22 protein-coding genes are annotated in these 23,726 nt (G+C 51.1%); 8 read left to right on the forward strand and 14 right to left on the reverse strand.

Going from position 1 to position 23,726, the window contains the following annotated elements; translation table 11 throughout:
* The first annotated feature begins 88 nt into the window (after positions 1 to 88).
* Entirely contained in the window at positions 89 to 1,177 is a 1,089-nt protein-coding gene (locus ICC18_RS18275) for an ATP-binding protein (RefSeq protein ID WP_188176051.1), read from the forward strand.
* A gap of 95 nt (positions 1,178 to 1,272) precedes the next feature.
* Here ICC18_RS18275 and ICC18_RS18280 read toward each other — a convergent pair whose 3' ends face one another.
* The 5 genes from ICC18_RS18280 to ICC18_RS18300 all read right to left on the reverse strand — a co-directional run bounded on the left by ICC18_RS18280 (position 1,273) and on the right by ICC18_RS18300 (position 7,142).
* On the reverse strand, positions 1,273 to 2,418 hold the full coding sequence (locus tag ICC18_RS18280; RefSeq protein ID WP_188175877.1) for a glycerate kinase: 1,146 nt from the start codon (positions 2,416 to 2,418) through the stop codon (positions 1,273 to 1,275).
* A 154-nt stretch (positions 2,419 to 2,572) separates the two neighbouring features.
* Complete coding sequence (locus tag ICC18_RS18285; protein ID WP_188175878.1) at positions 2,573 to 3,727, reverse strand: CdaR family transcriptional regulator; 1,155 nt, start codon at positions 3,725 to 3,727, stop codon at positions 2,573 to 2,575.
* Between the two features lie 23 nt (positions 3,728 to 3,750).
* Positions 3,751 to 4,338: a TVP38/TMEM64 family protein gene (locus ICC18_RS18290; protein WP_188175879.1), complete on the reverse strand. Its 588-nt coding sequence runs from the start codon at positions 4,336 to 4,338 to the stop codon at positions 3,751 to 3,753.
* A gap of 351 nt (positions 4,339 to 4,689) precedes the next feature.
* Entirely contained in the window at positions 4,690 to 6,411 is a 1,722-nt protein-coding gene (locus tag ICC18_RS18295; RefSeq protein ID WP_188175880.1) for a glycerol-3-phosphate dehydrogenase/oxidase, read from the reverse strand.
* Positions 6,412 to 6,584: 173 nt separating this feature from the next.
* The gene (locus tag ICC18_RS18300) at positions 6,585 to 7,142 is read right to left on the reverse strand and encodes a glycerol-3-phosphate responsive antiterminator (protein ID WP_188175881.1); all 558 of its coding nucleotides are present in this window, start codon (positions 7,140 to 7,142) and stop codon (positions 6,585 to 6,587) included.
* A gap of 251 nt (positions 7,143 to 7,393) precedes the next feature.
* On the opposite strand from ICC18_RS18300, the gene ICC18_RS18305 reads away from it, so the two are divergent.
* Together ICC18_RS18305 and ICC18_RS18310 are read left to right on the forward strand one after the other, a co-directional pair.
* A complete protein-coding gene (locus ICC18_RS18305; protein WP_188175882.1) occupies positions 7,394 to 8,380 on the forward strand; it encodes a cation diffusion facilitator family transporter in 987 nt (328 codons plus the stop codon).
* Between the two features lie 96 nt (positions 8,381 to 8,476).
* Entirely contained in the window at positions 8,477 to 9,169 is a 693-nt protein-coding gene (locus ICC18_RS18310) for a DNA-3-methyladenine glycosylase family protein (protein ID WP_188175883.1), read from the forward strand.
* A 68-nt stretch (positions 9,170 to 9,237) separates the two neighbouring features.
* Here the strand turns inward: ICC18_RS18310 and ICC18_RS18315 are convergent, their stop codons facing one another.
* From ICC18_RS18315 to ICC18_RS18335, 5 genes are all read right to left on the reverse strand, one after another.
* Complete coding sequence (locus ICC18_RS18315; protein ID WP_188175884.1) at positions 9,238 to 9,804, reverse strand: TetR/AcrR family transcriptional regulator; 567 nt, start codon at positions 9,802 to 9,804, stop codon at positions 9,238 to 9,240.
* 15 nt (positions 9,805 to 9,819) lie between these two features.
* Positions 9,820 to 10,551, reverse strand: coding sequence for an MBL fold metallo-hydrolase (locus ICC18_RS18320; protein ID WP_188175885.1), 732 nt, complete (start codon positions 10,549 to 10,551; stop codon positions 9,820 to 9,822).
* Between the two features lie 346 nt (positions 10,552 to 10,897).
* Positions 10,898 to 12,202, reverse strand: coding sequence for an MFS transporter (locus tag ICC18_RS18325; RefSeq protein WP_188175886.1), 1,305 nt, complete (start codon positions 12,200 to 12,202; stop codon positions 10,898 to 10,900).
* A gap of 21 nt (positions 12,203 to 12,223) precedes the next feature.
* Positions 12,224 to 12,661, reverse strand: coding sequence for a rhodanese-like domain-containing protein (locus ICC18_RS18330; protein ID WP_188175887.1), 438 nt, complete (start codon positions 12,659 to 12,661; stop codon positions 12,224 to 12,226).
* Positions 12,662 to 12,773: 112 nt separating this feature from the next.
* Positions 12,774 to 13,661, reverse strand: coding sequence for a LysR family transcriptional regulator (locus ICC18_RS18335; protein WP_188175888.1), 888 nt, complete (start codon positions 13,659 to 13,661; stop codon positions 12,774 to 12,776).
* 173 nt (positions 13,662 to 13,834) lie between these two features.
* On the opposite strand from ICC18_RS18335, the gene ICC18_RS18340 reads away from it, so the two are divergent.
* The 3 genes from ICC18_RS18340 to ICC18_RS18350 all read left to right on the forward strand — a co-directional run bounded on the left by ICC18_RS18340 (position 13,835) and on the right by ICC18_RS18350 (position 16,038).
* A complete protein-coding gene (locus ICC18_RS18340) occupies positions 13,835 to 14,908 on the forward strand; it encodes a M42 family metallopeptidase (protein WP_188175889.1) in 1,074 nt (357 codons plus the stop codon).
* Between the two features lie 155 nt (positions 14,909 to 15,063).
* Positions 15,064 to 15,501, forward strand: coding sequence for a GNAT family N-acetyltransferase (locus tag ICC18_RS18345; RefSeq protein WP_188175890.1), 438 nt, complete (start codon positions 15,064 to 15,066; stop codon positions 15,499 to 15,501).
* A 144-nt stretch (positions 15,502 to 15,645) separates the two neighbouring features.
* Entirely contained in the window at positions 15,646 to 16,038 is a 393-nt protein-coding gene (locus tag ICC18_RS18350; protein ID WP_188175891.1) for an MmcQ/YjbR family DNA-binding protein, read from the forward strand.
* A 449-nt stretch (positions 16,039 to 16,487) separates the two neighbouring features.
* On the opposite strand, the gene ICC18_RS18355 is transcribed toward ICC18_RS18350, so the two are convergent.
* The 3 genes from ICC18_RS18355 to ICC18_RS18365 all read right to left on the reverse strand — a co-directional run bounded on the left by ICC18_RS18355 (position 16,488) and on the right by ICC18_RS18365 (position 20,871).
* A complete protein-coding gene (locus ICC18_RS18355; protein ID WP_188175892.1) occupies positions 16,488 to 18,509 on the reverse strand; it encodes a bifunctional diguanylate cyclase/phosphodiesterase in 2,022 nt (673 codons plus the stop codon).
* Positions 18,510 to 19,117: 608 nt separating this feature from the next.
* On the reverse strand, positions 19,118 to 20,197 hold the full coding sequence (locus ICC18_RS18360) for a sensor histidine kinase (RefSeq protein ID WP_312029554.1): 1,080 nt from the start codon (positions 20,195 to 20,197) through the stop codon (positions 19,118 to 19,120).
* Entirely contained in the window at positions 20,194 to 20,871 is a 678-nt protein-coding gene (locus ICC18_RS18365; RefSeq protein ID WP_188175893.1) for a response regulator transcription factor, read from the reverse strand. The genes ICC18_RS18360 and ICC18_RS18365 overlap by 4 nt, the downstream gene beginning before the upstream one ends.
* A 196-nt stretch (positions 20,872 to 21,067) precedes the next feature.
* On the opposite strand from ICC18_RS18365, the gene ICC18_RS18370 reads away from it, so the two are divergent.
* Complete coding sequence (locus ICC18_RS18370) at positions 21,068 to 21,553, forward strand: hypothetical protein (RefSeq protein ID WP_188175894.1); 486 nt, start codon at positions 21,068 to 21,070, stop codon at positions 21,551 to 21,553.
* Positions 21,554 to 21,569: 16 nt separating this feature from the next.
* Entirely contained in the window at positions 21,570 to 21,770 is a 201-nt protein-coding gene (locus ICC18_RS18375) for a hypothetical protein (RefSeq protein ID WP_188175895.1), read from the forward strand.
* Between the two features lie 75 nt (positions 21,771 to 21,845).
* Here the strand turns inward: ICC18_RS18375 and ICC18_RS18380 are convergent, their stop codons facing one another.
* The gene (locus tag ICC18_RS18380; protein ID WP_188175896.1) at positions 21,846 to 23,636 is read right to left on the reverse strand and encodes a methyl-accepting chemotaxis protein; all 1,791 of its coding nucleotides are present in this window, start codon (positions 23,634 to 23,636) and stop codon (positions 21,846 to 21,848) included.
* Between the last annotated feature and the right edge of the window lie 90 nt (positions 23,637 to 23,726).

Consider the following 23,726-nt stretch of genomic DNA (forward strand, 5'->3'; position numbering starts at 1 on the left):
TAATATTTACAATACACAACTCTCATGTTATTATTAAATTACGTAATTACGTATTTAAATAATTATAAGAGGTGATTCTTTGACTACGATGCGCGATTATGGAACCGAACTTGATGCGATGCAAGCGCAATTGAATGAACTTCAACAACTTGTCAGACAGTTTATGCATACAAAGAATGAGACGAACCCAATTAAGGTAGACACATCGGAAGTCGCAGACGAGAGCGGAGGTCTGTTTTACTCCGGACAATATCGCAGTGAGCGATCGGACTATCGCTGGGAGCCGCAGGAGCGGCGTGTCAGTCAGCTTTTGCAGGTAGACGGCGACAAGGTCGCCAAAATTCTGGCCGCACTCGGCCATAAGCAGCGTCTGGATATTCTGCGTTCTGTTTTGCAAGAACCGCTAACGGGGCCTGAACTGGTGGAGCGTCTGAATATGGGGACTACAGGCCAGCTTTACCATCATATGAAGGCTTTGCTGGGAGCCGATCTGCTCGTCCAAGAGGAACGAGGCGGCGCTTATTCGCTTCCAGGTCGTCGTGCGCTGCCGCTTCTTTTACTGCTCGCTGCCGCCTCGGATTTGTTAGATACAACGGATTATATGGATATGAGTGAAGCCAGAAACAACGTCGATGCTTACCTTGGCAAAGGGCAAGACCGCTACGATCCGCACCATTTGCTGTGGGCTGTGCTTGAGAATTGTATTCTTGAGCATCAAGCCGGACATTGCAGCGAGGTCAGCCTTTTTCTACATGGAGACGGCAGCATTACGGTTGCTGACAACGGCAGAGGGATCCCCGTTCAAGCCCTCGCCGATCACGACCAGGGACATCCACGTGTTCAAACTGTCCTTACCGACATGAGCCGTCTAAGCGCAAGCGCATCGGTCCTTGCCCCAGGCGGGGAAAAAGGAATTCGCATGCCCGTGGTCAATGCCCTCTCTCTGAAGCTATCCGTCGAAATTCGCCGGGATGGAAGAGTATTCCAGCAGCACTACAAACACGGGATTCCGCAAACCGGGCTGCTGACGGTAGGCGTAACGCAGGAAACCGGAACGAGCATTACGTTCATGCCGGATCGCGATATCTTCGATAAACCGTTTGATCGGAGTATCCTGCGGGAACATTGTCTCGAAATCGCCCGGGCCTATCCGGATCTTCGTATTGAAGTTTATTAATCACGCAAAAAAGAGTCGAGGGAATCCCCTTCGACTCTTATCGTATCTGCAGACTTACAGGAAAATGGCACCCCATATAACGACCACAATAATGCCTACTGTTCCCCCTTGTGCTTCATGCTATAAATGCGAATCGCCTGTTCGGCTGCCTGCTCCAGAAGCGGCCCCGTTTGCGCCATCGCTTCGTCGAGCGTCATCGGCCGATTCACGATGCTGATAACGGCTGACACTCCATGCTCGTACAAGCTTTCGATTCCCGATCCGACGGAGCCTGCCAGAATGAGCACAGGGATACCGTGCTTCTTGGCTATATGGGCGACGCCGCACGGCGTTTTGCCCCGGGCCGTTTGGAAATCAACCTGGCCTTCGCCGGTTACTACCAAATCAGCCTTCGACACGGCGTCTTCCAATCCGGTTACCCGGGTAACGATCGATACGCCTGATTCCAGCTTCGCATTCAAAAATGCAACAATTCCGCCCGACAAACCGCCTGCTGCACCGGTTCCAGGAACATCGTGAATCCTGATACCACGTGCCTGCTCGATCAGATCGGCAAAATGTCGCAGATGATCGTCTAATTCCCTCAGCATCTCTGGAGTGGCGCCTTTTTGCGGACCAAACACTGCAGTCGCCCCCGTAGGACCGACGAAAGGATTGTCCACATCGCATGCGAGGACAAAGCTGCTTTCCGCGAGCCGCGGATCCATCCGATCCATGCGAATGGCGGCCAGTCTGCCCAAATTCCCTCCGCCGAAGCCGATGGAGTTCCCTTCATCATCCAAAAGCTCAGCACCCAAAGCCTGCAGCATTCCGGCGCCACCATCATTGGTTGCGCTTCCGCCCAGACCAAGAATGAACTGCCGGCATCCATGGTCAAGCGCCTTTAGGATAAGCTGGCCGAAGCCGTAAGTGGTCGTTAGGAGCGGATTGCGTTCGTGCTTTTCAATCAAGTACAGCCCTGACGACATCGCCATTTCAATCACGCACGTGATGCCGTCCCCGAGAATGCCAAAACCGGATTTAATTTCCCGGTTCAGCGGGTTTTTGACAACAGCTTCGACGAATCGGCCCCCAGTAGCGTCGATCAAGCATTCCATCGTTCCCTCTCCGCCATCCGCCATCGGAATGATTTTGGTCATGCTTTCAGGAAGGGCCCGCTTGATTCCATGTTCTATTGCTTGGCCCGCTTCCTTAGCCGATAAACTCCCTTTAAACGAATCCGGAGCAATGACGATCTTCACCTGTATCTCCCCCATTTCTATAGCAGTTAAGGAAGCTATTTCCCCGTTACACCTTTTATTATAGGAGAGGCGCAGGGGTCACTCTACGGATAAACTATACGAAAATCACCCGAATATACCCCATTATTTTAGATATTTTATACAAGGTACAGAGTTAATGCTTTCGGTACAGCAGGAGTGCGATCTGAATGCGAATCGCGTTCCGAAAAGAGCGCGGATTCATCCCAAGCAGACTCTGTACCCGTTCGAGCCGATATAATAGCGTATTCCGATGGATGTTCATCGCTTTGGCCGTCGTCGCAAGATTCATGTTCTGGTCATAGAACGTCTGCAGCGTTTCCATCAAAAGATCATCCCCTGCCAGCTCGCCCAGCACCTTCTCGATGAGCCGTTGTCCGGATGCCTCCGGAATGTCATTCAGAATGAATTCTAAGGCTGTGTCTTCGATGTGCATAACCGGAGGAAGCCCTCCGTCCTTTCGGAGCATGTCCACCAGCTTCAACGCATCATGAACCGACCGGCCAAGTTCCTTGATGTTTCCGCATTTCCCTCCGACCGCGATCCGAGCCTCTCCCTTAAACCAGACGGCTGCCATACTGAAAATTTTGGAGGCAATGCCGAGCAGACTCTGCTTGGAGACCTTCTCGTTCTTGTAAGCAGAGAGATCGGCCATCAAGATCCAACGCTGGTTACCAAGCTCAGCCAAAACCGTCTGCTGAGGATTCGGAAACAGCTTGACGATCCCCCGAACCTGCTGGAAGCTCTGATAAAACTGATCACGCGTGGATTCGTGTCCGCAAATCTCGATAGCCATGACCGCCCGGGGCAGTGAGAGGTCGATTCCGAGCAGCTCCCCCCTCGCGTACAACATATCCTCGTTCTCCGGCTCGACGCCAACCATGATTTCACCCACGAGGTAGCTTTTGGCTCGTTCCTTCAGTTCCACCTGTTCAGACAAATACGACTGCTGCAATAACATTTCGGTCATCATGCGAACGGCGCGCCCAAAAGGGACCACCTCAGACTCCTGTCCGGTGATGCCAATGACCCCGACGAGTTCATTTTGAAAAAATATCGGCATGTTAATGCCCGGCTTCGTACCCGCAAGTTTCCCCGCGGTTTCCGCAGTGATGACAATTTCCTCTCCGGTTCTGACGACCTCAATCGCCCCTGCATGAAGAGTTCCGATCCGATCCGGGTCACTAGAACTAAGAATGATGCCGTTACGATCCATGACATTCATATTTAGCAGCGTCAATTCTTTCGTTTTGCTTACGATCGTATCGGCTAGCTGCCGTGTAAAGCGCATTTCAGATACCCCCCCAGGTATACTCAAACAAACCGCTTCTCAATTCGCTTGCTAATCATCAGTGAAAGCACGATAAACAGGACGACGTACACAAGTTGAAACGGATGCTCAATAAAACGCTTAAGGTCGTAACCAATATAAGAAACGGACAGCACCATAACTGCCTTACCGAGCGCAACCGCTATCAGAAAGGAGCGCAGCTTCATCCGGACAAGCCCCGCAGCCATGTTAATCATCACAAACGGGCCAACCGGGAACAGACTAAGCACAAATACATAGCTAAAAGCATGGCGGCGCGCCCAGAGCAAGGCCTTTTGCACCTTCGGCTTCTGCGCCCAGCGTTCCAAATATCGGTGACTGCCAAGCTTCTTTACCAGGAGAAAAGTGACCACGCAGCCGCTGACGATACCGATCCAAGAGTATAGGAAGCCAAGCCAGAGACCGTAAACCGCCGCATTTACGCTAATAATGACGATCGTTGGAAGCGGTGGGATGAACGATTTCATAAAGGTTAAAAAGATACCGGGAAACGGTCCGAGCGACCTGTATTTTTCCAGCAGCATCGCTAAATTTTCCTCAGTCAGGTACGATAAAAGCTCCGAAGTTTCCATACGCGGGAACACCTACTCCTGCTTAATATACATAGTGGTTATTATAGCAGAAAAAGATGGGACTTTGAGCGAAGCTCCAGGTCGCATTTGAGTCAGCTTTTCAACAATGTAGGCCAGTTTCGCGATGAGCACCCCGAGGATCGGATGTTCAAAGCATACCTGTGCGAAGTTAACGCTGAAAATCAGCGTTATTCGGTTACATCCACCCATGATAAGCATGAAAAACAGCGTTAAGTCACCGTAAGTGGGAACTAAGCAAAAGTTAGCACTGAAAAACAGCGTTAATACAGCATTAACGCAAAGAAGCCAGACGAGGTAAGTCGTCCGGCCACTTACTAAAGGCCGCTGGAGCTAAGCCTCCAGCGGGTGCACCGCGTCATGGAGCAGCTGCTCCAACTCCGCGGTGTAGGCGCTCGTCTGCGCTTCGTCCCAGCCGAAGCGCTCCTCCAGGAAGGCGATCGCCGGCGCCTTCCACTGCTTTGCCCACGCGATGTCGAAGAAGAGGGCGCTCGTCCGGCGGATGAAGAAATCCGCCGGCTTCACCGCCATCTCGCGCTCAATCGCGTACACGAGCGCAGCGAGCACCGCGGCGGGCAGGCCCCGCTCCGCCGCTTCCCCCCGATGCTGCTCCAGCAGCTCGTAGACGGCATCCACGTTGGAGCCGTAACGGCGCGCGAGCAGCGCGGCTTCCGCTTCGGTCAGCCCCAGCCGCAGGCCCTGGCTGACCTTGCTTTGCAAGAACGGCGCCAGCTTCGCGGAGCCGCCCACATCGCCGCCGGAGATCGGCAGCGTCCGGGTGCGGCTCGGCGGCAGGGCCGCCGGCGCTTTGCCCTCCGCCGCCAGCATGGCGGCGATCTTGTCCACGACCGCCTCCGCCATCTTGCGGTAGCCGGTCAGCTTGCCCCCGGCCATCGAGATGAGGCCGGATTCGGAGATGAAGATTTCGTCGCGGCGCGAAATCTCGGAAGGGTCTTTGCCCTCTTGGTGGATCAGCGGGCGCAGCCCGGTCCAGCTCGATTCGACGTCCGCCTCCGTCAATCCGAGGGACGGGAACATCTCGTTCGCCGCACGCAGCAAATAAGTGCGGTCCGCCACCGTTATGCGGGGATTCACGATATCCCCGCTGTAGTTCGTATCCGTCGTCCCGACATAGGTTTTGCCATCGCGCGGGATGGCAAATACCATCCGTCCGTCCGGCGTATCAAAATAAATCGCCTGCCGCAGCGGAAACCGGCTCTGATCGAATACCAGATGCACCCCTTTGGTCAGGTGCAGCGTCTTGCCGCGTTTCGAGCGGTCCATCTCGCGCAGCGTATCGACCCATGGGCCGGCCGCGTTGACGATTTTGCTGGCGTAGAGGGTGTATGATTTGCCTCGTTCTACGGTTTGATCACCCTGTCCCGCTTTACCAACGCCCCCCACTTGATCGACCACCCGTACGCCGACCAGCTTCCCATCTTCCACGAGCAGCTCCTCAACTTTGGCGTAGTTCACTGCCATAGCGCCCAGCTCGACGGCTTTTTTCATCACCTCGATCGTCAACCGTGCGTCATCCGTACGGTACTCTACGTAGTAGCCGCCGCCTTTAAGATCGTTTTTCTTGAGCAGCGGCTCATGCGCGAGCGTTTCTCCCGGATCAAACATGCGGCGGCGCTCCGAGTGCTTGACCCCTGCCAGGAAATCGTATACCCGCAAACCGAGCGATGTGGACAGCTTGCCGAACGTCCCGCCTTTATAAAAGGGAAGCAGCATCCACTCCGGCGTCGTCACGTGCGGTCCATTTTCATACACGATGGCGCGCTCTTTACCCACCTCGGCAACCACCTTCACATCCAGCTGCTTGAGATAGCGCAGCCCTCCGTGCACCAGCTTTGTCGACCGGCTCGACGTTCCCGCAGCAAAATCCTGCATCTCCACAAGCGCCGTACGCAGCCCTCTGCTTTGCGCATCCAGCGCGATGCCCGCACCTGTAATCCCCCCGCCGATTATAATCAGATCAAACTTTTGCCCCGCCATCCATTGCAGCTGCTGCGTCCTTTTTAAACCGGAAAATTCGTGTACTTTCGTTGTCATGTCATTCTCTCCCCTCGAAGATGTATATATTCGAATAAAAATTAAAAAACCACAACATACCTGGCACGTTTGCACGTACAGGCCGCTGTGGTTTCTCCTAGTCTCCAACCGAATATGAACTTGTAATGAGTATATCATTGCCGGCTTTCATTTAAAAGATAAGGCTTTGTAAATCAGCTGTCGTAATGCCGCCACAGCTCTGTATCGGATGTTGTCACGGCCGTAGCTCCAGCCTGAAGGGCAAGCTCTACGTCATTGACCGAACGGATGAGACCGCCGGCGAAAATGGGAATGCCCGAGCGTTCTTTGACCTCCGTTATCATATGCGGAATGACGCCGGGAAGTACCTCGATAAAATCCGGCCGGGTCCGCTCCAGCAGCGTATAACTTTTATCCAAGGCGCTGCTGTCGAGCAGGAAAAGCCGCTGAATCGCCAGCAATCCGTTCTGCTTCGTCTTCGTGATCACATTCGCCCGGGTCGAAACCAAACCTGCTGGCCGAATGCTTTGGCATAGGAATTCTGCTGCATACTCATCATTCTTCAGTCCTTCGATCAAATCCGCGTGCAGCAGCAGCTTTTTCCCGTTCGCCCTCGCGAGATCGACCACGCTTTTGAGCTGACCAATATGGCTGTCCAGCATCACAATATACGTATAATTGGATTTGAACAGCTTCTCCAAGTCTTTGATTTTGCGAATAGCCGGTAAAATGCGTTGCTCTTGCAAAGACATTGCGATCGTCTCCGTTTCGTATCGTGAGAGGGAGGAACATAAAAAACCCACAAGAATTGCCTCATTGATGCAATGGGCAATGTCCGTGAGTCTCCTGTTCTCCGTCACTTTGTATGAACTTACTACTATTGTAGCTACCGCGGGAGCAGGTGTCAATGGAGATCGCTGATCTGCTTTTCCATTATACTAAAAGCGCATTCAAAAGGAGAAGCTAATCTTTAGCCTGACTTATAGGAGGGATTTTTTAACTAATGGACTCCAAACCGAAACCAAACAATTTTTGGAGCTTACTGAAGAAAGGCAATATGTCATCGGCCATTGCGGCCATAGGAAACACGTTTATCGCTATTGTCAAAGGAATTGCAGCCGCGATGACCGGTAACGGAGCGATGTTCGCTTCCACGATGCATTCGGTGGCCGATGCTGTGAATCAGGCTTTCGTTTTTGCAGGCAGTGTGCTTTCGGAAAAGAAACCTACACGCAGATTCCCGACGGGTTTCGGACGCGTTATTCATATATTTTGCATGGTTGCCGTCATCGTCGTTACGATAATGGCCTATGAGACGATTAAAGAAGGCTTTCATCTTATTAAGCACCCTGTTCACGCATCCGGGTTGTGGCTTAATTTGACCGTCCTAATCCTATCTATCTTGGTTGACGGCTACGTCTTGGTTAAAGCGATGAAAGAAGTAGTCCATGAATCCCGCGTTGACGCCAAAGGATGGGCAATTATTACAGCTGCGTTCAAGAACATTCATCGGGCAGCACCTCCGACGCGTTTGGTTTTCTACGAAGATTTGGTCGCTACGCTTGGTGCTATGCTCGCTTTGATCGCAGTCGCGGTTACCGCGTTCTCTGCTTTCTCCATGCTGGATGGCATCATGACGATCTCGATCGGCTTTTTGATGGTCGGCGTCGCGTTTCGGGTAGGCTATGATAATATGGTTGGGCTGATCGGTGTCGCCGCTCCTCCTGATGTAGAAGACAAGGTTGCCCGGATTATTTTCTCGGAGGCAGCCGTCACCGACATTTATCAAATGCGCGTGCTGCAAGAAGGCCGCTACTATCATGTGGAAGGCTTGATTGAACTGGACCGTGGTTTATCGCTTGCCGATGCGGATGATATCAAATTCAAAATCCGGGATAAGCTGCTGCTCGACCCCGACATTACGGACGTCACGCTCGGTATCATCGAAGATAACGGTGTGAAAAACTGGATGCCGGCCCATAGCCGCTAAATTGTCCAAACCGCATAATTCATTGAACGTTACCGGATAATCATTTACAATTAATGGTATTGTATGGTTTGTATTAATGTTTATGCGGAGGATTGTATGGATACAAACGAACCCGCCGGGACAGCCGTCACCCCCATTCATCTTAACAACCGTCATCCCGCTGTTGATTTCCTGTGCCAAGCCGATGAGCAACTCGCGACTTTGATCGGTCTCGTTGGCGATCTTTCCATAACGCCGAGTTCCAATCCCTTCGAATCTCTCGCGATGTCGATTATTTCCCAGCAGCTCTCCGCGAAGGCGGCGGCGACGATCAAATCGAGAGTACGTCTCGTATTGCCAAGCATCACACCTGATTCGGTGCTGGCAGCGGATGAGGAAGCGATCAGGCAGTGCGGCGTCTCTTATCCCAAAATCCGATATATCCGCGACTTGAGCAGCAAGGTTCTTGCCAGCGAGTTGTCGCTTGATGAGCTGCACAATCTTGATGATAGCGTGTTGATTAAGCAGCTTACCAGCGTCAAAGGCATCGGAACGTGGACCGCGGAAATGTTTCTTATTTTCGCCTTGGGTCGACCCGATGTGATGTCGCTCGGCGATGCCGGCCTCCAGCGGGCAGCCAAATGGCTTCATGGTCTCGAAGACCGCCCGGACGGCAATTACTTGGGACATGTCGCACCTGCATGGGCTCCCTACCGCAGCTTCGCGTCTTTGTATTTATGGCGATCCATTGATCTGGGCTTCGTCGATTCCGGACTTTCAGTTGAAGCTTGCCTCCCCAGTCATCCATAGTCATGAGCAAATATCCCTCACAAATAAAAAACGCCCGAAGCCATATTGCCGGCCTCTGGCGCTTTTTATTAGTCAGCGGTTCGCAAACCGCGCAAGTACGTCGTTAGCAGTCTTCTCAAGCTTTCATCGCGCTCCAGCTCCATGCGAAAGCCGTTCTTGAGCTCCAAGGACGCGAACCCGTGCACGACGCTTCGGAAGCCGCGAACGACGTGCAGCGCATCTTCTTCGCTGAGCGCATACGGCTCCAGCAGGCGCAGCATGAATCCCACAACATTATTGCTGGCTTGCTGCAAATCCGGATCTCCGAAATCAGGAAGGGAGGCCATGGCATCATACAATCCCGGCTGCTTCCTGGCAAAATTGACGTAGGCGAAGCCTGCGGCCAGTAAGGCGTCATCTCCCGCTTTTCCGAGCACGGCTTCCACCATCGCTTCTTTGATTCTTATTAAGCTGAGGTGGGAAAGCTGCTTTCTCAGTGCCGGCAAGCCTTTGATATGATTGTAAAGGGAGGGTGTTTTCACGTTTAATTTGGCAGCCAATGCCGCTAAAGTCACCTGCTCGACGCCTTGGACGTCAGCGATTTCTATAGCTGCTTGCAATACAGTGTCTGTGTCTAATCCTTGTCGATATGCCATCTATGCCCCTCGTTTCTAGATTCTCGCTGTTTCCATTTTAACCTGTTTCGTCGCTTCTTCCAAAGCACGATCCAGAATCGGCTGCGGATTCTCAATCATACTTCCGTGACCGACGGCAAGAAGGCTCGGATTCAGCTCTCTCAGCTTACGTGCGCTCTCCAGCGAGACTTGTTTGTTCCATGTGGCCATTGCCGGAAACGGGAACCAGAATTTAACCACGCCGGATACGGCTACGCCGCCGCGAGTCTGGAAAGCATCGCCGGCAATCAACGCCCGGCTGCGCACATCGAGGAACGCCATCATTCCCGGCGTGTGCCCGGGTGCGGCAATAGCTTGCAGCGAACCGATGCGGTCTCCATCCTGTAAAAGCACATCCGGCTTTGTCTGTACCGATCCTGGTTTGGGAACATCGCCTTTAATCGGGGTGTTCGGCTCGCCCGCTTCCAGCTCTTGATTACCGGTCAGCAGCTTGGCATCTCTCCGGGAGATGTAGACTGTTGCTTGCGGCAATGCCTTTTTCAACCCGTCCAACGCCCCGATATGATCGCCATGCGCATGAGTCAGCACGATGCGGGTAATCGGCTTGCCGATCTGCTCTGCTGCCTGCAAGATGCCCTTCACGCTGAAAGGCATTGCCGCATCAACGAGCGTCAGCTCCTTTTCCTCCTCCACCAAGTAACAATTGACCGGAAAAATTCGCGGCATAAAAGCCAGCTGATACAAAGCACCGTTACGAGTCATTTTCATGTAAAACGCCTCCCATTTGCTATTTATATTAGTATAATAACTAATGATATTAGTTTTGTCAACAGGATAGATGCTTTTTTCCCGAATTCCCCGTAACAGCGGCTTTTGCTGCACCCAAACTATCCGGCACTCCGTTCAACAGACGACGCATCGATTCCCCCTATCGAACCTTGAAGAAAGAAAAAAAGAGGCTGTCCAAGAAGGTCTGGAACGACCTGAAGGATAACCCCTTTTCCAAATTCACACGCTGTCTATCCTACGAATCGTAGATACCTGATCAGATTCGGTGGATTGGATTTTATCTTATGACCAGCGTTCGATCCCCCCTTTTGGGACAGCCCTTTACTTACGTATGGGGGGAGGTCGCGGACTGGCTATGATCAAAATCCGCCAGTGTATTCATGCGATACAAACGCGAGAAGAACAATGAGCCTACAGCGATGAAAAATCCGATGCTGCTTATAGCCAGTGTTCCAACCAAGCCGACGCACTCTCCCAGGAATCCACCGACCAAGGAACCGACCGGGTTAATGCCCCAGGTTAAAAAACGAATCGTTGCGTTCACTTTCCCTTGCAGCTCTATAGGCGTAATATACTGACGAAGTGACGTAGCATGAATGTTGTACGAGGTGGTACCCAAACCAAACAACAGTTGGCCCGTACTCAGAAGCGCAATATCCAGTGGACTATCCCCGGTTACGAGCAAAACGAACGGACTGCCGGCCGCCGCCAGAACAGCCGTAAATAAGGTAGCTTTCCCAACTCCGAAGCGACTAGCCAGTTGCTTCGAAAAAAGAGCCCCCAACAGGCTGCCTATACCCAAAAAAGCGAAAATAAAACCCGTAGTCGCAGCCTTCAAATGCAAGTTTGCCGTCATGAACAGAATGAAAACCGTGATGTAGCTATACCAAGCTAAGTTCCAAAGGACCGCACAACGAGTAAATGTTTGAATAAACGGTTGTCGGTAGATGTACGCGAATCCTTCTTGAATTTCTCGGCTTAGCTTCTTCTTGTCGGTTCTAGTAATGACCGGTACCATCTCCCGATGACGTATCCATAGCAAGCTGGCGGCTGAGCACAAGAACATTAGAATACTGAACAGCATCGTCGTTGTGCCGGATAGAAGCTCCATTAACAACCCCGTTAAGCCAGGTCCGGCAATCACAGCTATGGAGGCACTTATTTGCAATTTTCCATTTCCGTCGGCTAATTGCTCTCTTTGAACCAGAATGGGAAGATAGGGCACATAGAACACATCGAAGAGCACCGTACAAATGCCAAATAGAAAAGCGATGACCAACAGATGGACAAATTGAAAACTATGAAAAAACGATAATACCGGAATAAGGAGCAATAACGCACTTCTGAAGAGATTAGAGGCTACAAGAATCGGTTTGCGAGCAAATCGATCGGAAAACACGCCTGCTAGAAGCCCGAATAATAGAAAGGGTAAATATTCGGCAGCGCGTAAATACCCCATTTGTACAGGAGTAGCCTGAAGCGTGTATACAGCCAATAACGGAATCCCAAGCAATACAATCTGGGCGCCAAACTGGGAAGCCGTCTGACTTATCCATAATTTTATAAAATTCTGATTCCCCCATAATCCCTGTATCTGCGGCGAAGCGGCAGTAATTTTCATATCGGACATGGCCCTATCCTCGCTCGCCTGCTACCCGATTAAAGGAGCCTTTTCTCCGAGGGTGCCTTCCACCGGGTTTCCTTCCTTGCGCCAGTACTCGATGCCTCCGAGCATTTCTTTTACTTTGAAGCCCAGCCCGGATAACCGCGCCGCTCCTCTAGTACCGCCGTTACACGCAGGTCCCCAGCAATACACGACAATGACTTGATCTTTTGAAAAAGAGGCCGTCGTCTCTTCGTTCATCAGGCGGTGGGGCAAATTGATCGCTCCGGGAATATGACACTCATCATAAGCCTTGGCAGCTCTGACATCGATCAGGAGGAAGTCGCCTACTCCGCGCTGCATGTCAAGACGTACGTCGGCCACATCCGTTTCAACAGCAAGCTTATTCAAGAAATGTCGATGCGTATCTGCAGGTGATGCAGCAGGTATTTCAAGCACGAGTGAGAAATCATTTGAGTTGTTCATATAAAATAACCTCCAATAGAATTGATGTTGTTTGAACAGCAGCTCTTCTGCTTGAAAAAACTGTAACATACGATCCTACATTGGAGTTATCGATAGTTTTCGATACTATGTATCATTCATTTTGATGATTGGACCCGCTAAGGAGGTCTACAAAATCACTAAACGATTTCGAGAGCCACTTCTTTTTGGAGTAAATCAATTGGGTGTAGAATTGACAATCAGGATGAATAAAAGAAGCCGCCGTCAATTGGCCTTTCCGTATTTCTTCTGCCACAACGATGCGCGGCAATAAGGCAATTCCTAAGCCATAGATGACGCATTGTTTGATCGCTTCCAAATTTCCGAATTCATACGATAATTGATAGTCCACCTGGTTATCCTTCAACGATTTGAGCAGCATAGCCCTGTAGGTGCAGCCCTCTTCCGTTAAAATCAAGGATTCACGCATCAAATCTTGAACCTGTACGTTGTCGAGCGCACTGAATCGATGATCGGGGTGGGCAACGATGACCAGCTCTTCTTTTCTCACGATGATGCTGTGCAGTTCAGGATCTGTAAGCGGCGGATCCAGAATCAAACCGATATCCAATGAGCCTTCTTTGACGGATTCGATAATAAATGGCTCATTAGCCGGCTGGATATTGACATTAATCTCGGGATAATCCCGGCGATAAGCTTGCAGGAAGGGCGGAAGAAAGAAAGCGGCCAGCGTTTCAATCGTTCCGATAATGAGGGAGCCTTTGGACTGCTTCGAGACGATTTCCTTGGATTCGACGTGCAACCTGATGATTTCGTTTGCATATTGCAGGAGGGCTTCTCCGGCGATGGTCAGCTTCATTTTTCTTCCGTAACGCTCCAGAAGAACCGCCCCGTAAGACTCCTCCAGCCTCTGAATCTGTGTAGTGATACTCGACTGGGCATAACCTAATTCTTCAGCGGCCCGCGTGTAGCTGCCCCATTTGACGACTTCGCGAAAGGTTTGCAAATAAGTTAATTCCATCACCTGTCACCCCTTCTTAGGACCTCTCGGATACAACGATTTATCCCCAAGCATAGCATACCGGGAACTTCCGATCGAGTCCTTCTGCATGAGTTCCCCCCCATAGTATGGTAAAATAAGTGCGTGAATGAAGGACATGCCATATCATTTCTCTAAAAGTGAGGGACTTTTGCATGAATACAGAAACTTTGGAGCTTTTTCGCACGTTGACCGAGCTGCAGGCGGCGCCGGGTTTTGAACGGGAGATTCGTAAGTTTGTCGGCGGCGAAATGGCAAAATATACGGACGAATTCATCCAGGATGGACTCGGCGGCCTGTTCGGCATCCTGCGCGGCGATGAGAACGGCCCGAAGGTGATGGTCGCGGGGCATTTCGACGAAGTCGGCTTCCTTGTGAACGGCATCACCGAGCACGGCACGATCAAGTTCCAGCCCCTCGGCGGCTGGTTCGCACAGGTACTGCCCGCGCAGCGCGTGCAGATCATGACCGATAACGGGCCGATCCTCGGGGTCATCGGCTCGACGCCCGTGCATTTGCTGGACGAAGCCGCGCGCGGCAAGCCCGCAGACATCAAGTCGATGTACGTGGACATCGGCGCTGAGGACAAAGCCGATGCGATGGGCATCGGCGTTCGCATCGGGCAGCAGATCGTGCCGGTCTGCCCGTTCACCCCCTTAGCCAATCCGAAACGGATTATGGCTAAGGCCTGGGACAATCGCTACGGCGTAGGCCTGGCGATTGAGCTTATGAAGGAGCTTCACGGCACGAAGCTCCCGAATATCCTGTACGCCGGGGCGACCGTACAGGAAGAGGTTGGCGCGCGCGGCGCCCAGACGGCGGCGAATCTCATCCAGCCGGACTTGTTCTACGCGCTGGATGCGAGCGCCGCCGGCGACACGACCGGCGACCGCAATGCCTTTGGGCAGCTCGGCCGCGGGGCGCTGCTGCGCATTTTTGACCCGACCATGATCACCCACCGGGGGATGGTCGAGTTCATTCTGGATACGGCGGAGACGCACAAGATCCCGTATCAGTATTTCATCTCTGCCGGCGGTACGGACGCCGGGCAAGTGCACCTGCAAGGCAGCGGCATTCCGTCTGCCGTCATCGGCGTCTGCGCGCGGTATATCCATACGTCCGCGTCGATCCTTCACGTGGACGACTATGCCGCCGCGAAGGAGCTGCTCATCAAGCTCGTACAGGCGAGCGACCGTACGACGCTGAACACGATTCACGCTCAGGCGTGAGCTCGTATGATGTAGTCCTGAACCCGCCTAGTTTGGCGGGTTTTTCTTTATTGTAGGCCGGAACCCGCGAGTCATCCTTGCAAATATAGAACTGACGTTCCAATATATGGTACAATTAATGGAGCTACTCTATCAAAGAAAGTAGGACACCTCGTATGGACTATGTCATTCGTCAAGCAACCCCGCAAGATACCAACCAGATTAGCCTGTTCCTTTCCCGCCGTACCGGCAAAGCCATCTCCCCGCTTCACATTGAGAACAGGCTCCACTTCATGCGCAGCACTTCATCTGAATGGCTATTTGTTTATGAAGAACAGAATGAGATTCTTGGAACGTTGGCATTTCGGATCCGTCAGAGCAGCGACGCCCATCTGAAAATCAGCGAAGCCTCGCTAATTTCATCGGATGAGACGCAGCAGCATCAAATCGCTGGTAGCAAATTAAGGGAGTACGCAGAACAACTCGCAAATCAGCATGAATGCACGGGCTTATGGTGGGTAGCCGGACTGGAAAGCAAGAATGGGACTCATTCCTTGAGTCAATCACCCGGTTTCCAAGAATCGGGGTACCGATTCGTGAAACGCTTTCTATGAGAATTTAATTCTGAACGGCCGTAAATCAGGATTTCCCATCCTGAATATGGAAAAATATGGTCATGGAGGGAGATCAGGGAACCTTAACAACGAGATTTCGTCATTTTCCGGACAACTAACTAAATATGTAAAGGAGTCTATGTAATGACCCATGAATTCAAATCCGCTAAAGGCTTGGAGCTGCTCGACAAAGTACGCTCCTTCTGCATGAAACTGCCTCAGGTGGAGGAAAAGGTGGACGGCTTTGGACATACCACGTTCCGCGTGAAGGACAAGCCTTTTGTGATGATGGGTGAAAATGACGGTCAGCCGTCCATGGCTTTAAAAACGAACCTCACCACCCAGGAATTTTTACTTCAGCAGGAGGGCACGGCCTACTCTAAAACGGCTTATATTGGCCATCATGGCTGGGTATCCATTCAGGATACTGCGTGGGTGGCGTGGTCGGAGATTGAAGATCTGATGGTTGAAGGGTATGCGCGCACCGCACCGAAGAAGCTGGTTGCTGAGCTGATGGCCTCGAGACCTGTTTACTAAGGGGCCCTTCTTTTTTTTCGGCGGCACAATTAACGAACAATTTCAAACTTGAGCACTTCACACCGAGTACTTTAGGTTCCGATTACGTTTATCACAGTCCGATTTCGCCCAATTGCAAAAACGTGGTGAATGGAGTTAGCTGCTTGGAGTTCGATTTTGCCAACTTATAATGTGCTCATCGAACATCCACTTGCACAAACCAAGCTGCAACTTTGTAAAATCGGACTCCAACCTGTTTTGGTGGATGAATCTTGAATGCAATTGTGTTTTTCCGGACTCTAGTAGCGATAGCGATATACTCGATTCCTGCGTCATTTGGATATGTCTTCCAACAAGGTGTGAATTTGCAAATTAATCCGGCACGCCATTTGCACATTTACACGAAGGTAGTAACGAGTTCAATCATGTTGTTGTTCGTTAATTGGTCAGGCGTAGTTTTTTCTCCCGCCTTATACGGGGACTTTGCTGCTCTGCGTGTGCTTCAGCCAAGAGCTAATGTCAGTGACGGACATCGGCTTGCCGTAATAATAGCCCTGCATCACATGGCATCCGCGTGATTGAAGGAATTCAATCTGTTCTGAGGTTTCGACGCCTTCTGCCACAACCTCCATGTTCAAATTTCTGGCGATCGTAATGATGTTACTGATAATCGCTTGCTTAGGGGTCTGGTTGCTTTTACGAATAAAGGTTTGATCGATTTTCAGCGTATCCACGGGCAGCTCATCCAAACTTCCCAGCGAGGAATATCCCGTACCGAAGTCATCGAGAGATACTTTAACGCCTAGTTCGCGCACGGTATGCAGCTGCCGGATCGTATCGATGACATCACTCATCGCGATGGATTCTGTAATTTCGAGCTCCAGCCGGCCGCCAGGCAGACCTGACGCGTGCAGCGCTTCGGTGACCATTTCGTAAAGCAGCCCGCTCTCGAACACACGAATTGACATATTGACGGAGATGCTTACGTGCATGTCATTCTGATCGTTCCAGCGTTTGTTTTGCGCGCAGACCTCCGTCAAAATCCAACGTGTCAAAGGCACAATAATACCCGTATCCTCCGCGATAGGAATGAACTCTCCCGGCGAAACCAAGCCAAGCTGCGGATGCTGCCATCTGAGCAGCGCTTCCATGCCGACTAACCGGTTCGTGCCGGTATCCCACTTGGGCTGATACATGATCTTGAATTCCTCGTGGATCATCGCTTTACGAAGATCCTTCTCCAAAAGCAGCTTGCGCAGCTGGCTGCGGTTCATCTCTTCGTCAAAGAACCGGTAACGGTTCTTGCCGGCGTTCTTGGCATTATACATGGCGGTATCCGCAGCTTTGAGCAGCGAAGAGCGATCAACTCCGTGAAGCGGCGCTACGCTGATACCAATGCTCCCGGTCACGTATAGCTCATGATCCTCGATGAAATAAGCCTGCTTAATTCCGTGCAAAATGCTTGCGGCCAACTGCTTGATTTTCTCCGCATCCGTTTCTTTGGTAATGATTAAGAATTCATCGCCACCCAGTCGAAAGAGCGTATCTATGTCCCCGATACAGGCTCGCAGCCTGTCCGCCACCTGCCGCAGCAGCAAATCGCCGAAGTCATGCCCCAATGTATCGTTAATCGTCTTAAAACGGTCCAAATCAATAAATAAAAGCGCTCCGCCGGCAGACGCTTCGAACCGCTCACCGAAATATCGCTGCAAATCGTGCCGATTCGGAAGATTCGTCAGCTGATCTTTATAAGCCATCTTTTCCAGTACGTGACGTTCAAAGAAGATGGCTCCCCATGAAACGGCTAGTATGACAAAAGTAGACACTGCCACGCCCGTTAGCAAAAAAAGCTGAAGCTGTTCATCGCCGGCCGTTGCTTGATGTTGGATGTCGCCATCGTATGTAAATTGAGCCGCTGCCATGCCCGTATAGTGCATGCCGCAGATGGCGATGCCCATGACGATTGCACAGATTAACTTCCACAAACTGAAGTCCTGGACTTGGCGAAGCCTGTGAAAAAGATACAGAGCAGCATAAGAAGCGACTAGCGCAATGCCTGCAGATAATAACCATAAAGCGGGATTATATGTAATCTGGCCTGGTATACGCATAGCACTCATCCCCATGTAGTGCATCGTTACGATACCGCATCCCATAATTAAACCGCCGATGCCGTACCTCCAAGCGCTGGAATAGCTTCTCGCTGTAATTTGAAAGGCAATAAACGACGCTAGTATGCTGCCAAGTGAGGATAATAACGTAATCGGGACGTCATAAGTAACATTCGTATGCAGATGATAGGCCAGCATGCCGACAAAATGCATCGACCATACGCCCACCCCCATGACCAAAGAACCTGCAACCAGCCACACTGTGCGGTTCTTCCCACGGGAACGGGTTATTTTTCCAGCCAGATTGAGCGCTGAATAAGAGGCCATTACGGCTATGACGAACGATAATAGGACAATCCAGCCATTGAAATGACCCTGCATCTGTTCGATTAATGCCACCTGCTTTCGTAATTAGGATGTAACGATTCTAGTTCTATTATAGGACATTTTACCTAATTTTTGATATGCCTCATAATTTCTCATCAAATTTTAAGAATTTGAGATTCCTAGAGTAATAGAAAGAATAGGCCAAAATATAGGAGATTTTTCGGCGGTAGTTTAATAATCTGAATATTTACAATATTTTAATAATAGGCTATTATGAACTCAAGCTCACTAGCTGAATAAGTCTTGGAACAAGGCGATGAGGCAGCGGGCTGGGATACTCTCGATCAAGAGGAAAGGGGATAGTCCAATGAAGACGGTTAGCGAAGCATGCCCCCAAAACCTGAATACTTGAAGGGATGAGGTGTAAAATTAATACGAGCTATTAGGGCATGTGGGAACTCAACGATTGCACGAACGGTTATGCGGATTGCATTCGAGGAAAGGACTACGTGAACAGCTTATCTTCAAAGGGTTATGATTATGCAACGTCAGTTGTTTGATAGGAGCGTGCTTGGTTACAATTGAATAGGATTAATAAGGCATAGGGATCTCCGGTTATCTTGGATAAGCGGGATCCCTATTTGCTTTGACCTTGTGTTATGTTAAATCGGCAGACGTATGGTAAACGTCGTACCATTACCCTGTTTGCTGGTTACCTCTATAGAACCTTGATGCATATCTAGAATTTTCTTCACGATGGAAAGGCCAAGTCCATTGCCGCCTGACGCACGGTTCCTGGATTTATCCGCTTTGTAGAAGCGCTCGAAGATATGCGCCTGATCCTCCTCTGAGATCCCCACCCCGTTGTCTGAAATATGAATCATGGCTTCCTTATCGGCAGCTGTCAAATGAACGCCTATCGTTCCGCCGGCAGGTGTGAATTTAATCGCATTGTGAATGAGATTCGTCCACACTTGACTGAGCAAATCTTCATCGGCTGTGATACTCACAGCGGCAAGGTCGATATCCATTTCAATCTCTTTTTCCACCCATTGCGGCTCACAAGCCAGAATATGATTGCGCAGCTGCTTATCGAGCCTGAAACTTTTCGGCTCAAACGGGTGATGCTCCGACTCCAGCGAGGTAAGCTTAAGCAGGTTATCACTGAGCTTGGATAAGCGCTTGCTCTCGGCCTCGATAATATCGAGGTAATGTCTGCGCTCATCCTCCGTGATGCCTTCATTCTTCAATGCGCGGGAAAATCCGCTGATCGAGGTCAGCGGCGATTGAATTTCATGCGACACATTGGAGATGAATTCCTGCCTCATTTTCTCCAGCTGTCCCAGCTGCACGGCCATATCGTTGATGCTGTCGACCAGCTCTACAAAAGGCTCCATGTGCGTACTATTTTCCACCGATACGTTGAAATCCCCTCTGGACATACGCCTGATGGCGTCGACCATCGCCTGGAAAAACACCATTTGTTTGGAACGGAAATAATCGCCCAAGAATTTCATCGTTATGCCCCATAGTAACATGCCGCCCATCGAGTTGATGAGCTGAACAATGACCTCGTGAGGACGCTTGCCGAGGTACGTATAGATCCATTCCGATGTATAGAAGGCAGCCAGCCAATAGATAATGATCAAGACAAAGATTGCCATAAAAAAAAGAAAGCCGCGAAACCGCTCCATCGCAGTTTTCTTGTTCATAGCACCGCCCTCGTTCCCCTTCTTCCTCATGCGCGCAGTACCTCCATGCGATACCCCAGCCCGCGGATCGTGCTGATACGAAACGCATGCCGCTCCTCCGGAAACCGCTCCCGCAGCCGGTTGATGTGCACATCGACGGTGCGCTCGTTGCCCTCGTAGTCGAAGCCCCAGATCTGCTCGATAAGCTGATCCCGTGAAAACGTCTTGCCCGGATAGCTCGCCAGCTTGTAGAGCAGCTCGAATTCTTTGAGCGGCAGGGTGACGCTCTCTGCGCCGGCAGTCACCTCATAGGTTTTGCGGTTCATAGTCAGATCCCCGACCTGCACCGTCTGGGACGAGGCGATTTTGTACCGCTTGAGCAGCGCCTTCACGCGCAGCGCAAGCTCGACAGGCTCGAACGGCTTGACGAGGTAATCGTCAGTGCCAAGTTCGAAGCCTTTGACCTTTTGCGAGGTCTCGCCTTTGGCGGTGAGCATGAGCAGAGGGAAGTCGTAATGCTCCCTTAGCTCTTTGCACAGCTCCCAGCCGTCCATATTCGGCATCATCACATCCATGATGACCATGTCGACCTGGACGGTTTCCAACAGCTTGAGCGCTTCAGCACCGTCCGAAGCTTCGGCCACGCCGAAGCCCTCGTTCACCATGAAAACGCGTACTAGTTCGCGTATATACGGATCGTCATCGACGATCATGATTTGTGCCATTGAAACCCGCCTCGCTTCTTCCAGTTTCTATCCCATATTAGTTTTAGCATACAACAGAATAACATGTTAGATGAATTCTATTAACTCAATGTAAACTAATCGGGGACAAATGGCTCAAAGTGACTATTTTTCAAAAGTCATTTGTGTTACATTTTGGGAGAAGAAAGACATCAAAATCAAGGTGGTCAATGACGCTATGCTGAACAACCAATTTGATGCATTTGATAAGATTCAAACTGAGGCAGAGGCAGCGGAATTTCAAGCGATGCTGCTGCGGGAAGGTTATTCCGGCTTCCGCAGCTTGCTGGACGGCTTCACGGAAGCCGTAAAATCCGCCATGGATGCGGAAATCGAAGGCATCGAGCAGGCGATTGCCAAGGCAAGCCGGATGTTTCCGGAACCCGTCATCTTCAGCCCCTCTTGGGAGCGCATATGGCATGAGCTTGGCGAAATGGCCGCCTTTAAGAAAAGCGTGCTCGAACAGATCCCTGCCCATGACCGGGATGGCGAATGGCAGGTCATACTGGACAATCCTCATGCTGTGCAAGAGGTCGTCTGTTATCCCGGACTCCCGTTTCATGAAGCCGCTTACTTGTACGCGTATTTCCGTCCGCAGCTTGAGAAAGCCGAATATATTCGGCTGCAAAAGATTCAAACTTTGATTCAAGATACCGGGGGCTGACATCAAGCAAAGCGCCATGGACATCCGCCAGTGGCTTCCAGGTGAGAGAGAGGTATCCGACACTTTGCCTATTCCTGCGAATCTTACACCAGGGAACTATAAAGTCAACGCAGCGATACTCAACCCACAAACCGGTAAACCGGGCATAGACTTCGCGAACGACGGCAGGCGGAGCGATGGTCGCTATACGCTCGGAACCGTTAAGGTGCTGGATTAATAAAATATCCCGTAAACAAAAAAGGGTTGAGCAGGAGTCATTTCTGCTCAACCCTTTTTTACTGATAATGAATTCTTATACCTGGAAACGGCTCAATTGCTCTTCCAACTCTCGAATCATCTGCTTCAATGTTTCCGCAGCATGTGAGATCTCTCCTATCGTCGCGAGCTGTTCCTCGGATGCTGCCGCTACGCTTTGCGAGTGGCTGGCATTCTTGGACGAAATGCTCATCATCTCTTGCAGCGAGGCCGCCACTTCTTCCGACCCTGCAGACATCTGCTCTACCGCTGCAGAGACATCTTGTATTTCTTCGGCTACAGACTGGGAGGAGCGTACAATATGGCCAAAGGTGCTGCCAGCGGCATGAACCGTATCGATGCCTTGCTTCACTTCTTGCGCGACGCCTTCCATCGCGCGTACCGACTGCTCGGTATCCTGCCTAATCTCCTGGATCAACGCCGCAATTTTACCCGCAGATTGGGTCGTCTGATCAGCCAGCTTGCGCACCTCGGAGGCTACAACTGCGAAGCCGCGACCGTGCTCCCCGGCACGCGCCGCCTCAATTGCCGCGTTCAAGGAAAGCAAATTGGTCTGATTCGAGATATCGGTAATGATGCCAACGATTTCACCGATTTCTTTAGAGCGTTCACCCAGCTGGCGAATGACCATGGAGGATTCGTGCACAGCCTGGTTAATGTGCTCAATCTGCGCAATGGTCTGCTGAATCGAGGTATTGCCGCTAATCGCTGCACGCGCAGTCTCCGACGACAGCTCCGTTACCTGCATCGTAGACTCGGCGATCCGTTGTACTCCAGTGGCCATCTCGGCCATGGCGCGGGAGCCTTCCCGCGTGCTGACAAGCTGCGTTTCGGCACCCTCAGCAACTTCTGTAATGGATACAGCAATTTGGTCGGATGCTTTGACCGATTGGTCCGAGCTGGATGACAGCGAAGCTGCAAGGCCTACAACGCGTGTCCCCAGTTCGCTTGACTTACCTATGAGATCGCGAAGATTCGCGACCATGACATTCACGGAGGCCCCTACCTGGCCGATTTCATCCCGGGTCAACCCCTGAAGCTCAGGTACGCGAAGGTCGCCGCCCGCGATGCTTTCGGTAATGGCGTGCATGCGCCGGATGAGCCCCATTCTGCTGCGAATCAACAGGTAGAAGATGAGCATACCGAGCAGTACGGAGAGCACGCAGATCGCTGCCACCACATATTTGAGCTGCTGTAACGGCTTGTTGATATCTTCGTAATAAGCTCCTATGCCAATTACCCAATCCCAAGGCTCATAGTAGTCAATATAAGCTAATTTATCTCGAGACACCGTCTCTCCGGGATTTTTCCAATCATATAAGAGATATCGATCCTGCGCATTCGGAAGCTTCGAGAGCTGGATGAATTTCTGGATCACCAGATTCCCCTTTGCATCCTTGGAATCGATCATATCTGTTCCGATAGCTATAACCGAGTGAAGAACCACAAGTCCTTTCGAATCGAATCCGTACATGTAACCCTGCTTCATGTACACAAACGCTGATTTTGTATAATCCCGCTTCGGCTCGCCCTCTTTGATGAGAGGTCCGCCAATTTGCGAACGCGCGCGCTCCTTGGCTTCTTTCAATGTCATTTTCCCCGCCGCCACATCGGCGTCCAGTTGCTGAATGAGCGACTTTGCACCTGTGACGATATCCTTCATATTCTGTTTGCCGGATTCGATGAGCTTCTTCTCAGCATACAGATAAGCCGTAACGCCGATGGCACTGGCACTGGCTAGGACAATGAGAGATACCGCGAGAATGAGCCGGAATGAAAAACTTTGATACAGCTTCAACTGCTTGCGACCGCTTTTTTTCTTAAACATATTTGACCCCCTCAAAGTTGTGCAAAACTAGTGTGATTATCGACAAATTCTACTTTAAATCGACATATTCCTACATTTATCGCGCTAAAG

It is taken from the genome of Paenibacillus sedimenti (assembly GCF_014534655.1).
Taxonomy (GTDB): Bacteria; Bacillota; Bacilli; order Paenibacillales; family NBRC-103111; genus Paenibacillus_E; species Paenibacillus_E sedimenti.

Bases quoted from the DNA above. Each gene is read 5' to 3' on its own strand.
- ICC18_RS18380 (WP_188175896.1), bottom strand. From the start codon at position 23,636: ATGTTTAAGAAAAAAAGCGGTCGCAAGCAGTTGAAGCTGTATCAAAGT.
- ICC18_RS18325 (WP_188175886.1), bottom strand. From the start codon at position 12,202: ATGTCCGATATGAAAATTACTGCCGCTTCGCCGCAGATACAGGGATTA.
- ICC18_RS18370 (WP_188175894.1), top strand. From the start codon at position 21,068: ATGCTGAACAACCAATTTGATGCATTTGATAAGATTCAAACTGAGGCA.
- ICC18_RS18335 (WP_188175888.1), bottom strand. From the start codon at position 13,661: ATGGAATTAACTTATTTGCAAACCTTTCGCGAAGTCGTCAAATGGGGC.
- ICC18_RS18350 (WP_188175891.1), top strand. From the start codon at position 15,646: ATGACCCATGAATTCAAATCCGCTAAAGGCTTGGAGCTGCTCGACAAA.
- ICC18_RS18285 (WP_188175878.1), bottom strand. From the start codon at position 3,727: ATGCGCTTTACACGGCAGCTAGCCGATACGATCGTAAGCAAAACGAAA.
- ICC18_RS18275 (WP_188176051.1), top strand. From the start codon at position 89: ATGCGCGATTATGGAACCGAACTTGATGCGATGCAAGCGCAATTGAAT.
- ICC18_RS18310 (WP_188175883.1), top strand. From the start codon at position 8,477: ATGGATACAAACGAACCCGCCGGGACAGCCGTCACCCCCATTCATCTT.
- ICC18_RS18305 (WP_188175882.1), top strand. From the start codon at position 7,394: ATGGACTCCAAACCGAAACCAAACAATTTTTGGAGCTTACTGAAGAAA.
- ICC18_RS18375 (WP_188175895.1), top strand. From the start codon at position 21,570: ATGGACATCCGCCAGTGGCTTCCAGGTGAGAGAGAGGTATCCGACACT.
- ICC18_RS18315 (WP_188175884.1), bottom strand. From the start codon at position 9,804: ATGGCATATCGACAAGGATTAGACACAGACACTGTATTGCAAGCAGCT.
- ICC18_RS18320 (WP_188175885.1), bottom strand. From the start codon at position 10,551: ATGAAAATGACTCGTAACGGTGCTTTGTATCAGCTGGCTTTTATGCCG.
- ICC18_RS18355 (WP_188175892.1), bottom strand. From the start codon at position 18,509: ATGCAGGGTCATTTCAATGGCTGGATTGTCCTATTATCGTTCGTCATA.
- ICC18_RS18295 (WP_188175880.1), bottom strand. From the start codon at position 6,411: ATGACAACGAAAGTACACGAATTTTCCGGTTTAAAAAGGACGCAGCAG.
- ICC18_RS18300 (WP_188175881.1), bottom strand. From the start codon at position 7,142: ATGTCTTTGCAAGAGCAACGCATTTTACCGGCTATTCGCAAAATCAAA.
- ICC18_RS18330 (WP_188175887.1), bottom strand. From the start codon at position 12,661: ATGAACAACTCAAATGATTTCTCACTCGTGCTTGAAATACCTGCTGCA.
- ICC18_RS18340 (WP_188175889.1), top strand. From the start codon at position 13,835: ATGAATACAGAAACTTTGGAGCTTTTTCGCACGTTGACCGAGCTGCAG.
- ICC18_RS18360 (WP_312029554.1), bottom strand. From the start codon at position 20,197: ATGAGGAAGAAGGGGAACGAGGGCGGTGCTATGAACAAGAAAACTGCG.
- ICC18_RS18345 (WP_188175890.1), top strand. From the start codon at position 15,064: ATGGACTATGTCATTCGTCAAGCAACCCCGCAAGATACCAACCAGATT.
- ICC18_RS18290 (WP_188175879.1), bottom strand. From the start codon at position 4,338: ATGGAAACTTCGGAGCTTTTATCGTACCTGACTGAGGAAAATTTAGCG.
- ICC18_RS18365 (WP_188175893.1), bottom strand. From the start codon at position 20,871: ATGGCACAAATCATGATCGTCGATGACGATCCGTATATACGCGAACTA.